At 57.8% G+C, this 14342-nt stretch carries 13 protein-coding genes; all 13 read right to left on the bottom strand.

The window, feature by feature from the left end:
- Positions 1–52 precede the first annotated feature (52 nt).
- Entirely contained in the window at positions 53–1222 is a 1170-nt protein-coding gene (locus tag O3C79_RS15925) for a p-hydroxyphenylacetate 3-hydroxylase oxygenase component (protein WP_494383892.1), read from the bottom strand.
- Between the two features lie 230 nt (positions 1223–1452).
- Entirely contained in the window at positions 1453–2640 is a 1188-nt protein-coding gene (locus tag O3C79_RS15920; RefSeq protein ID WP_494383891.1) for a Bcr/CflA family multidrug efflux MFS transporter, read from the bottom strand.
- A 194-nt stretch (positions 2641–2834) separates the two neighbouring features.
- Positions 2835–3761, bottom strand: coding sequence for a 3,4-dihydroxyphenylacetate 2,3-dioxygenase (gene hpaD / locus O3C79_RS15915; protein WP_494383890.1), 927 nt, complete (start codon positions 3759–3761; stop codon positions 2835–2837).
- An 81-nt stretch (positions 3762–3842) separates the two neighbouring features.
- Complete coding sequence (locus tag O3C79_RS15910; protein WP_494383889.1) at positions 3843–5024, bottom strand: multidrug effflux MFS transporter; 1182 nt, start codon at positions 5022–5024, stop codon at positions 3843–3845.
- Positions 5025–5027: 3 nt separating this feature from the next.
- Complete coding sequence (locus O3C79_RS15905) at positions 5028–6458, bottom strand: aldehyde dehydrogenase family protein (RefSeq protein WP_494383888.1); 1431 nt, start codon at positions 6456–6458, stop codon at positions 5028–5030.
- A gap of 96 nt (positions 6459–6554) precedes the next feature.
- Positions 6555–7409: a 3,4-dihydroxyphenylacetate 2,3-dioxygenase gene (gene hpaD / locus O3C79_RS15900; protein WP_494383887.1), complete on the bottom strand. Its 855-nt coding sequence runs from the start codon at positions 7407–7409 to the stop codon at positions 6555–6557.
- Positions 7410–7606: 197 nt separating this feature from the next.
- Positions 7607–8029, bottom strand: a complete 423-nt coding sequence (gene hpaR, locus O3C79_RS15895; RefSeq protein WP_494383886.1) for a homoprotocatechuate degradation operon regulator HpaR — start codon at positions 8027–8029, stop codon at positions 7607–7609.
- Positions 8030–8062: 33 nt separating this feature from the next.
- Positions 8063–9388, bottom strand: coding sequence for a hypothetical protein (locus tag O3C79_RS15890; protein ID WP_494383885.1), 1326 nt, complete (start codon positions 9386–9388; stop codon positions 8063–8065).
- A gap of 20 nt (positions 9389–9408) precedes the next feature.
- Positions 9409–10335 (bottom strand): 4-hydroxyphenylacetate catabolism regulatory protein HpaA, encoded by a 927-nt coding sequence (hpaA, locus tag O3C79_RS15885; protein WP_010324200.1) that lies wholly within the window; start codon positions 10333–10335, stop codon positions 9409–9411.
- A 99-nt stretch (positions 10336–10434) separates the two neighbouring features.
- Positions 10435–11970: a 5-carboxymethyl-2-hydroxymuconate semialdehyde dehydrogenase gene (hpaE, locus tag O3C79_RS15880; RefSeq protein ID WP_494383884.1), complete on the bottom strand. Its 1536-nt coding sequence runs from the start codon at positions 11968–11970 to the stop codon at positions 10435–10437.
- A gap of 67 nt (positions 11971–12037) precedes the next feature.
- Positions 12038–12820, bottom strand: a complete 783-nt coding sequence (locus tag O3C79_RS15875; RefSeq protein ID WP_494383883.1) for a fumarylacetoacetate hydrolase family protein — start codon at positions 12818–12820, stop codon at positions 12038–12040.
- Between the two features lie 3 nt (positions 12821–12823).
- Positions 12824–13492: a fumarylacetoacetate hydrolase family protein gene (locus O3C79_RS15870; RefSeq protein WP_494383882.1), complete on the bottom strand. Its 669-nt coding sequence runs from the start codon at positions 13490–13492 to the stop codon at positions 12824–12826.
- A gap of 27 nt (positions 13493–13519) precedes the next feature.
- Positions 13520–14326 carry a 4-hydroxy-2-oxoheptanedioate aldolase gene (gene hpaI, locus O3C79_RS15865; RefSeq protein ID WP_010324204.1) on the bottom strand — a complete coding sequence of 269 codons (807 nt, stop codon included), beginning with the start codon at positions 14324–14326 and terminating at the stop codon, positions 13520–13522.
- Positions 14327–14342: the final 16 nt, after the last annotated feature.

The following is a 14342-nucleotide window of genomic DNA, read 5'->3' as shown; positions in this document are numbered from 1 at the left end:
AGGGCGCGCATCTGGACGTGCGCGCCCGAGGACATGCCTTGTCCTGATGGGATTACAGCAGAGCGGGATCCGGCTCCAGGCCCAAGATTTCACGACCGATGATCTGGGCACACACATCGTAGTCGGTGTAAGCGTGAGCGGCGGTCATGTTGGATTCGCGCCACAGACGCTGACCTTCACGGTCGGCCAGCCAGTTGGAAGCGCCCATCACAGCCCAGAGGCGGTTAACGGCTTCAACACACATTTTGATGGCGTAAGCCTGGTTGGTACGCCAGTGAGCCAGGGTGTAGCGATCCGGGTATTCGTGACGCTCACCGTACTCCTTGTGCTCGTTCCAGGTTTTCTCCAGGTAAGCACGGGCAGCGCATACCTGCTGGTAGGACTCGGCTACACGCAGGATCGGCGGGATAGAGGCTTTAACCTGAGCACCGGTGTAGGCACGTACACGGTTCTTGGTCATTTCCTTGTATACGTCGATCATGCGCTCAGCGACACCCAGGCTCATGGCGGCGAAGCCACAGGCGAAGTACGGACGGTACGGGGTGTGGTAGATCTTGCTGTCCGGATACAGAGAGCGACCTACATGACGGCCTTCCATCATGTCGCCAGCTGCCTGGATGCGGTGCTCAGGTACGAATACACCTTCGATGCGAGCGGTTTTGGTGCCGCTGCCCTGCATGCCGGCAGAGTACCAGTCGTCGATGATGGTGAATTCTTTCTTCGGAATAACCGCGAAGCTGTAGATCTTTTCGCCAGCGTCGTTGAAACGGTTGAAACCAACGATGATCCACTGCGCGTGGTCAACACCGGAGCTCCACTTCATGTCGCCGGTGAAGATGATGCCGCCTTCGGTTTCTTCGTGCTTGCCGAAGGGTGCGATAGAGCTGGAAGCAACGGTATCCGGGTTTTCGCCCCAGAACTCTTCCTGAGCTTCCTTGGAGAACATGGCCATCTGATGGTTGTGTGTGCACAGCAGGCTGTAGGCCCAGGCAGTGGAGCAGCAGGCGCCAGCCAGTGCCGCGATGCAATCAGTAAACTCAGGCAGGCTCATTTCCAGGCCGCCATATGCTTTCGGCAGGAAGGCGCGGTTCAGGCCAATGCCGTGCAGCATATCGATGTTTTCCTGCGGCACCTGACGCAGCTCTTCCGCCTTGCTGGCGTTGGCGCGGATGGCCGGGAGGATCTCGTTGAGTTTCTCAAGCATCGGGTTGTGAGTAGTCATCAGGATCTTCTCTCTTTTAATAATTGGTATCCGGTCCTGTGGGGTGTTGGGATGGGTGAGACTGCCCAGCTAACGTAAACGTAAAAGCTCCCCACAAGCGTTGGGGCGATTATGCGGGGTGAGGGCTCTGGAGAAAATGTAATATTCTTGTTTGTTATTGCACTTTTCTTCAAAAGGGCCCCGCTTTGGGGCCCTTCCAGGCAGGTGCGAAAAATGGCAGGTTGGCCAGATCAGGCGGGGCGCGAGTGTCGTGTGGGAATGAGTGCCAACAGGCAGCCAATGCCGGTCAGGCCGATAATCAAGGCCATGGGCAAAGGGGTGCCGTCATGAAAGCGGCTGGTGGCCGAACTGGCCAGTGCGCCCAGCCCAAATTGGGTGGCCACGGCCAGGCCCGCTGCAGCGCCGGCCTGGTCCGGATAGCGAGCCAGCAGGCTGGCCATGCAGTTGGCGCCCATGACACCGGTTACGCTGACATAGCCCAACAATGCAGCTACTACCAGCCAGAGCCCACCGGTACCGGTGATTCCGCCAAACAGCAGGACAGCGCCGGACAGCGTCGCCAGCACGGCTGAAGCCACCAGCAGCTTCTGGGTTCCGACTTGCTTGACGTAACTGGCATTCAGGCTGACCAGCACGATGATGCCACCGATATTAAGACTGAACAGCCAGGCGAAGTGCTGCGGGGCAACGCCAAAGTACTCGATGTACACGAAAGGGGAGGCGGTGATGTAGGCAAACATGCCGGCAAAGCATAGCGACATGCACAGGATGTAACCCAGTGCCACCGGCTGCAGAGCGATGTGCAGATAAGCCTTGAACACGGCCAGGATACTGGCATTACGCGAGTCACCATGATGGGTTTCCGGAATCTTCCAGGCACTGAACATCAGCATCAGGGCAGCAAAGATAAACAGCACCACAAACAGCGAACGCCAGCCGGAAACCAGAATCAGATAACCGCCTACCAGCGGTGCAACCAGCGTCGCGATCATGGTTACCAGGTGCATCAATGAGAGTACCCGTGCGGCTTCATTAATGGGGAAAAGGTCACGCACAATAGCGCGTGCGAGAACCGAGGCAGCAGCTCCACCCAGTGCCTGCAGGAAGCGTGCAGCAATAAGCGTATCGGCACTGTCGGCAAGGATGCAGCCGATACTGGCGACCAGATAGAGGCTGATACCGCCCAACAACAGGCCCCGACGGCCAAACTTGTCCGACAGCGGGCCATAGAACAGCATGCCGATAAACAGCCCTATCAGAAAGGCACTGATGGTGAGCTGGATGCTGGACTCAGGTGCTTCAAGGTCTGCTGCAATTAATGGCAGGCTGGGCAGGTACATGTCGATCGACAACGGGCCAAAGGCGACAAGCGCGGCCAGCAGCACGATCGGGCGATGGGGGTTGGCTACCGATGACATCAGGGGCTCCCGGTTGGGTATTGAATTGTTATGGGTAAGATAATACCACTGCTGATATTTTATTTAATATATTAAATAAAACAGGAATTCCAAAGGATGCATCTGGCTCGATCACATCAAGGGGAGTTTGGAACCGAGTACAGAAACCAAAACGGCCTGCAAATGCAGGCCGTTTCGGGAGAAAGGAGACGGATTTACAGACGGCTGGAGCCGGGTGCAAATGTCTCGGTAACGGATGCCTGAGGCCCCGGTACCTTGTCGCCACTCACCGGAGAAACCGGGAAGATGGCGTTGATCTGACCGGTGCCGGAGCTGCCGAAGTAAGGAGTGACGACTTCCGCTTTCTGGTCGTATTCAGACCAGCCCAGGGCGCCCAGCAGCATGGCGGTGTCGTGCATGAAGCCTTCGCCATGACCTTTTACGGCGTATTCGGGCAGCATCTCACAGAAGTCTTCCCATTCAGCGTTTTCCCACATACGCACTACGTCGTGGTCCAGGCGTTCCAGGAACGGAGACCAGGTCCTGGTGGCGAAGTCCGGTGCCTGGCCGTTCTGCGCGAAGCGGTGTGACAGGGAGCCGGACGCCAGAATGGCAACGGTGCCGTCATACTTCTCTTCAATCGCCTTACGCATGGCCCAGCCCAGACGCGCACTGTCGTTCAGGTAGTGCACGGTGCACATGGCCGAAACCGAAATTACCTTGTAGTGACGGTCCTGATTCATATAACGCATGGGAACCAGCGTGCCGTATTCCGGATCCAGTGTGGTTGAGTCATGTGCCAGGGTTTCAACGCCCTGAGCATTACACTCTTCTGCCAGGATGCGGCCCAGTTCCGGGTTGCCGTCATATTCGAACGGCATGTTGGAAATGAAGTGGGGCAGCTCGTTGCTGGTGTAGTTACCGGCCCAGTGCTCTGCACAGTTGATGTGATAACTGGCGTTTACCAGCCAATGGGTATCGAACACGATGATGGTGTCGACGCCCAGTTCACGGCAGCGACGATCAATTTCCTTGTGGCCGTCGATGGCGGCTTGACGGAAACCCTTCTTGGGGCCGTCCAGTTCAGACAAGTACATCGAAGGTACATGCGTGATCTTTGCAGCTAATGCGAGTTTACCCATGAGGCTTACCTCTTGTTATGACTGCGGGGCTGTTGAGCCCCTGTTTAGAAACTGTATGTTGAGAATGGCTGACTTGTCGACTCATGCGGTGACCTCCGCCTTATGGCGAGCATGCCAATGGGCAGCCAGTGCCAGCACCGGTGCCAACAGAATGAAGCTGAACAGAGTGGTCAGCCCAAGATTCATAAGCGAAGGCACCAGCTGGGCGATGGCGGCGCCGGTGAGTAGCTGAATAAATCCCATCAGGCCGGATGCCGTTGCTGCAGCGCCGGGTGCACAGCTGATTGCGGCGGACTGGGCGTTGGGTTGACTCAAGCCACGACCGAAGGTCACCAGTGCCATCGGCAGGAACAGGCTGGCAAAGCTCAAGGCTTCCCACCAGGCCAATACAACCAACGTAGCGGCACCCAGCAGGGACAAACCGTTCCCCAGCAGCACCATCTGGTCCACATTGAAACGGCTGGCCAGCCGTGTGGAGCAGAAACTGCCCAGCATGAACGCCAGGGATACCGCCAGGAACCAGGTACCAAAGTCAGCGGAGTCGCCGCCCAGTTGGTCCACCACGATATAGGGCGCACTGCCGACAAACAGGTAAAAGGCCGTGGCAATAAACGTGGTGGACAGGGCGTACCCGAGGTACTGGCCGGAGCCAAGTACGCCGCCATAACTGCGCAAAACCCGCCCTAGACGCAGATCATCACTGCGTTCAGCACAGGTTTCAGGCAGCAGGCGCAGGGCCAGCAGCCACACCAGTCCACCCATCAGAATCGAAAGGTAGAAGATGGCATTCCAGCCGCCCCAGAGGTTGATATAGCCTCCCAGTGCAGGCGCGATGGACTGGGCGATGGCAATGGCCATCACCACATACCCCATGCGACCTGCGGCACCGGCACGGCCATGTACATCCAGAATAATGGTACGGGCCAGCACCATGGCGGTACTGCCGCCCAGTGCCTGAAGCACACGTCCGGCAACCAGCAGCATCACGCCATCGGCCGAGGCTGCGAGGCAGCTGCCAGCTACATGCAAACCAAGACCAACCAGCAAAACCGGACGACGACCGAAATAATCGGCCAGCGGCCCTGAAATCAGCTGACCAAACGCCAGGGTGAGAAGATAGGCGGTAAAGGTCAGCTGAATGGTGCTGATATCAGCGTTCAGCGCCCGCGCAGCATCCGGCATCGCCGGCACAAACGCATTGAGTGCCAGCGGACTCGCCATGGCAATGGCGACCAGCAGGGGTAGAGCGGGCGCAGTTCTCATCGCTTACTTGGGATCGCGAACGACCAGCAGGCGCAGCTCGGTCATGTCTTCGATGGCGTAACGAACGCCTTCACGACCCAGACCGCTGTCCTTCACGCCGCCGTACGGCATGTGGTCCACACGCCAGGACGGCACGTCACCGATGACAACGCCGCCGACTTCCAGCTCGTCCCAGGCTTTCTGGATCTTGTAGATGTCGCGGGTGAAGATGCCGGCCTGCAGACCGAAGTCAGAGTTGTTGACCTCTTCCAGCGCAGCGTCGAAATCGCTGAACTTGGACAGGATGGCAACCGGACCGAAAGCTTCCTGGGTGCAGACGTTCTGGTCGGCATCCACGTCAGCCAGCAGGGTCGCCTGCAGCATGGCGCCTTCACGCTCGCCACCGGCCAGTACGGTCGCACCGGATTCTTTCGCTTCCAGTACCCAGTTGTGTAGACGGGTCGCTTCCTTCTCGGAGATCATCGGGCCGATAAAGGTGTTTTCGTCTTTCGGATCACCGTGAACCAGGCCGTTTACAGCCGTAGCCAGCTTCTCGCGGACTTCGTCGTAGTGGGCTTCGTGCACCATGATACGCTGAACGCTGATGCAGCTCTGGCCAGACTGGTAGTAAGCGCCGAATACGATACGGGCAACGGCGTCGTCGATGTCAGTGCCTTCGTCAACCACACAGGCCGCGTTGCCACCCAGTTCCAGTACGACCGGCTTCTTGCCGGCCTTGGCTTTCAGCTGCCAGCCCACATCCGGAGAACCGGTGAAGCTCAGCAGCTTCAGGCGGTCGTCGGTGGTGAACAGGTCGGCACCGTCACGGTGGCACGGCAGGATAGAGAACGCGCCCTTGGGCAGGTCGGTCTCGGCCAGGATTTCACCGATGATGATGGCACCGATCGGCGTCAGGCTGGCAGGCTTGAGGATGAACGGGCAGCCCGCAGCGATGGCTGGTGCTACCTTGTGTGCAGCCAGGTTCAACGGGAAGTTGAACGGTGAAATGAAAGAGCAGGGACCGATGGGTACGCGCTTCCACATCCCGGTGTAGCCTTCGGCACGGGGGCTGATGTCCATGGGCACGACTTCACCACCGATACGGGTAGCTTCTTCCGCCGCAATGCGGAAGGTGTCGATCAGACGGGTCACTTCACCGCGAGCATCCTTGATCGGCTTGCCGGCTTCGATGCACAGGGCAACAGCCAGTTCCTCGGCGCGCTCTTCAAAACGCTTGACGCAGTAGTACAGGATTTCCTGACGCTTGTATGCCGGGATCTTGCGCATCGGCTCGGCTGCAGCGTCAGCAGCTGCGATGGCCAGGTCGATGGCCGCAGCGTCTGCCATGGCAACACGGGTTGCGACTTCGCCACTGAACTTGTCGGTCACCGCCAGGTCCTGGTTCGGTGCCTGAGCCTCGTTGGCCAGATAGTAAGGGTAAGATGCTTGCAGCATGGGATGGGTCTCCGTCTGCTTATTGATGTTGGGTTATCACTTGCTTATCAGGCACCTGGTAAGCCAGGTGCCTGGACTTTACGTAACGCTTAATTCTTAATTCTGGACCGGAAATACGACGTTTGCCTGACCGGTGCCTGAGCTCGGGAAATATTCGCCGATCAGCTCGCCCTTGCCGGTGTACTTATCCCAACCCAGTGCGCCGAACAGCATGGCTGTATCGTGCATGCCGCCTTCGCCACAGCAATACTGGGCGTATTCCGGCAGCATCTTCAGGAAGGTATCGATCTCACCCTGCTGCCAGAGTTCCAGTACACGCAGGTCCACCTGACGGTTGAACTCGCGAGAGATGGTAAAGGTGCCGTTGTTGGCTTCGTACAGATCGTTTTCCCAGATTTTGTGCGACAGGGAGCCGGACGCCAGCAGCAGTACCTTGGCGTCGCTCTCTTTCACTGCCTCGGTGATCGCTTCACCCAGTTTGCGTGACGCTTCGATGCTGTGCACGGTGCACCAGGCGGCAATGGAAACGATCGGCATGTCGCCTGGTTCCATGAAGTGCATCGGCACCAGGGTGCCATATTCCAGATCCAGGGTGTCAACCTGATGCGACAGAGTGAACACACCTTTCTCGGTCGCTTTGGCCGCAATCGCGTCACCCAGTTCAGGGTTGCCGCGGTAGTCGTATTCAAGATTCTGGATGAAGTGCGGAAATTCGTGACTGGTAAAGCAACCCTTGAAACGCGCATTGCTGTTGATGTGGTAGCCTGCGTTCACCAGCCAATGGGTATCCAGCACGATCACGGTATCGGCACCGGCTTCACGAGCACGGCGCATGATCTCACGCTGACCATCGATTGCCTGTTGGCGGCAGCCCTGCAACTTCCCCGGTTGCTCGGACAGCAGCATGGTCGGGACATGTGTAATTTTTGCAGCTAGTACGATTTCGCCCATGGTCACACCTTCTTTTTCTTAAGGGTTGGCGGATCTGGTCTGGGAGGCAATGAGGCTTGCCTGGCGGTAAACAGATCAATCCGAATAGTGTTCGCACTTCGTTAACATGTTAACTAATGCTAGTTAACATGTTATCTAATGTCAACGACTCCCCGAAAGGGGCGTCGTTTAACAAAAGGCGGGATTATTGACGGGTGTCAGGGTTTGATCTGGCAGAGCTTGGTCAGCAGTTTGTCCAGCTGCTCCATACTCTCGGGCGAGAACTGGCGGGTTATTTCCTGGTAGGTTTCATGCAGCGTCGGGCTGATGCGGGCGAACATCTCTTTTGCCTCTTCGGTCAGGCTGATCAGCACGCGGCGCTGGTCTTCCGGTGAGCGACGACGCTGAATGTAGCCCTGCTGTTCCAGGCGGCTGATGATACCGGTCAGGCTGGGGCTGAGGATGCAGCAGAGCTCTGCCAGCTGCTTGGACTCCAGCTCTTCATATTCATCCAGTGCACGAATGACGCGCCATTGCTGCTCGGTCAGCGGTATTTCCTGCAGGACAGGGCGGAAGAAGGCCATGGTGACTTCACGGGCCTTGAGCAGTTTGAGCGGGATCGAGTCTTCGTATTTACGCATGGATTCAATATTTTCTGTTTGGATGACAGGGCTTCAGTGGATACCCACGTAGTGCATCATATAGATCAGCACCGTGGCTGCAAGCAGCATAACCAGAGTATAGGGCAGGTTCGTGCGCAGTATGCCGCGCCCCGAGCAATTGAAGCGAGCCTGAAGAATGAAGTTTACGCCACTGAACAGGCTGCCGGACATGGAGACTGAGGTGGCAACAATGTAAGCGATAGCCATCTGAGTGGGGGCGGTGGTGACATCGGCCAGCATGCCGGCAAAGATGGCGACCAGGGCAAACTGGTGAATGCCCAGATGCGCCAGAATGGTAATGGTCCAGAGGACAAATACGGCAACGCCCGGGCTGGTATAGGTAAACGGAAGGCTGAACAGTCCCGCGCTAAGACATGCCTTGACTGCGGCTGCCAGGAAACCTGCGCTGAGGAACAGGCTGATCTCGCCACGGGTGTCCGCCAGGCGTTCAACAATATGGTTGCTGAAGCGCTGAACGGCTTCGCCGGGACCCTGCTTCAGGCTTAACAACAGCAGGGGTGTTAGTAGCGCCATCAGGGCAACGACGCCCACCGTGGGCAGATCCGGCTGTAATGCGCTGACCACAAGGATGGCGACAATCAGGGTCAGTGGCAGTAAAAGAGTGCCGGAGGTCATCGGGTAGCCCTGGTATGCATCCAGTTCACGCTCATGACGGAAGCGTGCATCGATCAGTGTATAGGCCAGCCCGAACAACGACAGCCCCAGGGTGAACGGCAGGATGTTATACAGTTGGGTACCCGGCACTTGCTCAAGCGTCAGCGGCAAAATGCTGAGAAACGGCGACCAGAGTACGGCCAGGCTGAAGCCCCGGGCCAGAATCATGCTGGAGAGCGGTGACAGCGTCTGCTTGCGCTTGAGTTGCTCTCCGACCAGCAGCATGGAAGAGAAATTGGCTACGGAGGAAAGCAGGTGCATGCCACCCAGCGTAGTGACAAAGCTGCGCAGGCCCGGGTTGCCGGTGTTGCTCTGTAGCTGGGTGCTCAGGCGGATAAAGTTGACCGCGGCCAGCAGCATGGCCAGTTTCAGGTGTTCGCCCAACAGGTCGAGCGGGTGCAAGGACACGCCTGCAAACCAGCTCCAGGCAGCGAAGACCACACCGGCACCCAGCAGTAAATAGATGGGCAGGCGCTGTTTGGGTGTCAGACGGCCGAATTCAAGTGCGACAAAGGCCCAGGCCGTTAACGTTGCCGGCTCGGTGAGATTGGCAAGATCAAAGGTATCCAGCAGAGCCATGCACAGGGTGGCGAAAATCAGCAGGCCTGACAGGGCGTTGCGGGTACACAGAAGCGCGATACGGGACTGGGCGGAAGTAGTCATACCGCCATTTTATTAATATGTTAACTAGTAGTCCAGTTGTCTTTCTTGTGGCGCTGCCGAAACTGCTGTGCCGTCAGGCCTGTGAGCCGTTTGAAAAAGCGGGAAAAATAGGCCGGGTCACTGAAACCCAGCTGGTAACAGATATCGTTGCTGGAATGCTCGGTAAACACCAGCAGGCGCTTGGTTTCCTGAATGATGCGATCGTGGATCAGCTTCTTGGGAGAACGGTTGGATACCTTCTGACAGATTTGATGCAGACGGCTTTCGGATATTCCCAGCTCACGGGTGTATTCGGGCAGGTGCAGGTGTTCCCGGTAATGTTCCTCAATCAAGTCCGAGAAACGGCGGAAGATGCGCAGGTCATCGTTGTTCAGCGATGTGGTTTCAGCTTCCTTGGGAGAAAGACGTGAGATCTGGATCAGCAATAGTCTGACCAGTGTGTGCAGCGTCAAACGCTTGGCCAGGCGCTCGCGATACCATTCTACCTTGATGTTGCGGAGGGTCTGGGTGATAAGCGGCCATTGCTGGCGCTGATCATCTTCCAGCTCGTCGCGCACGATACACAGGCCCCGGTTGAACTCGGTATCCATCTCTTCCTGCAGGCCATCGCGCAGCAGTTGCCAGGCAAGTGACTGATGAATGGTCAGGACGTGGCCTCGTGCACTGTTCTCGGTCAGAAAAGAGTGAGGAACGGACGGCGGTGTCAGCAGCAGTGCCGGGCCCTCGGCGTGATAGATGCGGTCATCGATATGGAAACTGATCTCGCCCCGGTCAATATAGTGCATCTGCAGATACTGGGCGTGACGGTGCACTGGCATATCACGACCATAGAAGTCGGCCAGGTTTTCCAGCACGTCATAGTGGATCGGCGCATCGAGATATCGACGGTCGTAATCCTGTCCCAGAATAATGTTGGGAATCCATTCACTGTGGGAATGTTCGCTCATGAGGCGACTATAGCAGATGCGGGAAAGAATAAAGGAAGGGGCCGGAGCGACGTGCTAGTGCACGCCCTCCGGCAGGTTCTGCCAGGGTAAGCAGATAAATCAGCCTTTGCCGAGCTGCGGTACTTTGTGGGTACCGTGCGCGATGCAGACGTTCTTGGTTTCCATGTAGAAGTCGAAGCTCCAGTCGCCACCGTCGCGACCGATACCGGACATCTTGATACCACCGAACGGAGACGGCAGGTTACGGTTGTTCTCGGAGTTCACCCACAGCATGCCGGCTTCAACGTGCTTGGCCATGCGCATGGCGCGGCCGGTGTTCTCGGTCCAGATGTAACCGGACAGACCGTACTGGGTGTCGTTGGCAATCGCGACCGCTTCTTCTTCGGTGTCGAAGGTGATAGCGGTCAGAACCGGGCCAAAGATCTCTTCCTGAGCGATGCGCATCTTGTTGTTGGCGCCGGTGAACAGGGTCGGCTCCAGGTAGTTGCCGGCCGGATCGATGTTGCCACGGGCTTCTTCGATACGCTTGCCGCCGACTGCAACATTGGCGCCGTCTTCTTTAGCGATGTCGAAGTAGCTCAGTACCTTGTTGTAATGCTCGGTCGCAACCAGCGGGCCCACTTCGGTGTTCGGGTCCAGAGAGTGACCAACCTTCAGGTTACGTACACGCTGTTCCAGTGCAGCCATGAACTTGTCACGGATACCGCTCTGGATCAGCAGACGGCTGGAGGAGGTGCAACGCTGGCCGTTCAGGCTGTAGATCATGAAGACAACAGCATCCAGTGCGCGTTCGAAGTCGGCATCGTCAAATACGATAACCGGGTTCTTGCCACCCAGCTCGAAGTGCATACGCTTCAGGGTGTCAGCACCCTGGCGCATGATGTGAGAACCGGTTGCAGATTCGCCAACCAGAGCAACGGCTTTGATGGCCGGGTGCTCGGTCATGCGCTTGCCGGCAGTTTCGCCGAAACCGTTAACCATGTTCCACACACCCTTGGGCAGTACTTCGTCCGCGATTTCGGCCAGGATGTAGGCGCTCAGCGGTGTCAGCTCAGCCGGCTTGTGTACAACAGTACAGCCTGCAGCCAGTGCCGGTGCGATCTTCCAGGTAGACAGCATGAACGGCGTGTTCCACGGCGTGATGATGCCGACCGGGCCGATTGCTTTGCGGATGGTGTAGTTGACGTGCTCGTCCTGGTGCAGGGCCAGGCCGTTCTGCGCTTCCGGTGCCTTGTCGGCGAAGAAGCGGAAGTTGGCGGCACCCCGCAGGGCAGCCTGCTTCATGAAGCGGATCGCCTGACCACAGTCCATGGACTCGACCAGGGCGATTTCGTCGGCACGCTCAACCAGACGGTCGGCGAACTTGTGCAGCAGGCGCTTGCGTTCAGCACCCGGGGTGTTGGCCCAAGCTTCGAAAGCGTTTTCAGCGGCTTCACAGGCGGCGTCCATGTCGGCAACGGAGCCGGCCATGACCTTACCAATAGAGCTGTTGTTGGTCGGCGTGTAGTTGTCGTACTCGCTACCGCCGTTACCCAGGGTGAATTCACCGTTGATGAAGTGACCGGTAGTGTTGTTCTTGAAGCGCTCCAGGTATTTCTGTGCGCGTTCCAGGTTGGTGTCCAGAGTATCGCTCATGATGCTTCTCCCGTTTGGTTCGGATCCCGGGGCCGGTCGTGGCCTGCGCCCGGGACGGGTCTTATTCTCAGTATTTGTCGCCGTAGAATTCCTGCTCGCTGACCATGCGGGTCTCCAGCGCGCACACATCTTCGATGGAGCACACGATGGTGTCACCCGGCTGGCAGTCAACGATGCCGTGCGGTGTGCCGGTGCAGATCATGTCGCCCGGGTTCAGGGTCATGATCTTGCTCAGGTATTCGATCACGAAGGGCACGTCAAAGATCATGTCCTTGGTGGAGCCGTCCTGAGTTACCTTGCCGTTCACGGTGGTGGTCAGTTTCAGCGCATTGGCGTCAGGGATGTCAGCGGTATCGACAATCCAGGGGCCCATCGGCAACAGAGAGTCACGGCTCTTCACGCGCAGGTTGGGGCGGTAGTAGTTTTCCAGGTAGTCGCGGATGGCGAAGTCGTTACACACAGTGTAGCCGGCAACGTAATCCAGCGCGTCTTCACGCTTGATGTTCTTGCCGGTTTTGCCGATCACCGCAACCAGTTCGCACTCGTAGTGCTGGTATTCGATGCCGTCTGGACGGTAGCTCACCTGCTTGTGGCCGGTCAGCGTGTTGGCGTGCTTGATAAACACCAGCGGCTCTTTCGGCGGCTCGAATGCCAGTTCGCTGGCGTGATCCGCGTAGTTGATGCCCAGTGCGAAGATGGTGCCCGGTGCTTTGACCGGCGGCAGCCAGGTGATCTGGTCAGAATCCAGCGCCACGTCCAATACTTCACCTTCGGAAGTAGTGATGCGGTCGTTGGCGTCGATGTCGATGTCCAGCTCGCGGCCGTCAAATACGATACGTGCGTGTCTCATGGCTCAGGCACCTCCCAGCGTGTTGTTCAGGGTGCCGACACCCTCGATGCTTGCTTCAACCTTGTCACCCTTGGCAACGGCTACACGATCACCGGCAAAGCCGACCGCGATGATTTCACCGGCCTGCAGGGTCATGATGCGCGAGATGATGCTGATCAGCTCAGCAATGCTGCGCTCCATGTTGGCCAGTTCAAATACGCTCTTCTGCTCGCCATTAACGCTGACAGTCACAGTCAGTGCGTTCGGGTTGGCAACCTTGTCGGCCGCGACAATCTCAGGGCCTACCGGGGCAGATGTATCCAGGCACTTGCCCTTGATGTCCGGGCGGTAGTAGCTCTCTTCCGGCAGGGAGAAGTCGCTGACGATGGTGTAACCGCCAACGTAGTCCAGTGCTTCATCAGCGGATACACGGCAGGTTTCTTTGCCGATCACTACGCCCAGGCTGGCGCCCACGGCCATGGCCGCTACGTCGTTACCATCGAAGTCCTTGGCCCACTCGACTTCAGCACCGTCAACACTCCATGTGTTGCGCGGCTTGTAATACAAAACCGGCTGAGTCGGCGGCTTCTTGTACGGGGCTTCGTTGAATGTCCCATCCAGGGCAGCCAGCTGAGCCTTGTCGTTCAGCGCGACGCAGACCAGCTTGCTGTTGACCAGAGTGTTTGCAGTCATGATTAACCTTCTCTTGTTATGACCGGATCAGTAACCGGCCTGAGGCTTTTCGTCTTCAACCGGAGCGCCCTGTTTAAAGCGCTGTGCCAGCTTGCGGGTTTCGTTGGCCAGGATCATGGTGTCGACACCGACACCCACGAAGTTGGCACCCTGCTGGACGTAGGTTTCTGCCAGGGACGGGTCCAGGCAGAGGAGACCGGCGTACTTGCCGGCATCGCGAATCTTGTTGAGACCCTTGTTAATGGTCTCGACTACCACCGGGTTACCGGCATCGCCGATATAGCCCATGGAAGCAGACAGATCTGACGGTCCGATGAACACGCCATCAACGCCTTCAACTTCCAGAATGGCGTCCAGGTTTTCCATGGCGCTGGCGGTTTCCACCTGCACGATCAGGCAGATTTCGTCGTTGGCCTTTTTCAGGTAACCCGGTACCTGGTTCCAGCGCGCGGCGCGGGCCAGCGATGTACCCAGGCCACGGATGCCCTGCGGCGGATAACGGACGGCCTGAACCAGCTGGGCAGCCTGTTCGGCAGTTTCCACCATCGGAACCAGCAGCGTCTGAACGCCTATGTCCAGCAGCTGCTTGATCAGGGCCGTGTCGCCTTCAACACAGCGCACGATGGGTGCGGTGTCGTACGGGGCGATGGCCTGCAGGTGGCTCATGATGGTGCGCAGATCGAAGGGGGCGTGTTCGCCATCGATCAGCAGCCAGTCGAAACCGGCAACGGCGGCAATTTCAGCGGCACTGTTGTCCGGCAGACCCAACCAGAGACCGTACTGGGTTTCGCCAGTGGCCAGGCCCTGTTTGAAACGGTTTTTTGGCAGTTCCATTCGAATCGCTCCAGTG

The organism is Marinobacterium sp. NO-S09 (assembly GCF_059179545.1).
The sequence above is the reverse complement of the archived record's forward strand: the minus strand, read 5'-3'. Positions and strand labels throughout refer to the sequence as shown.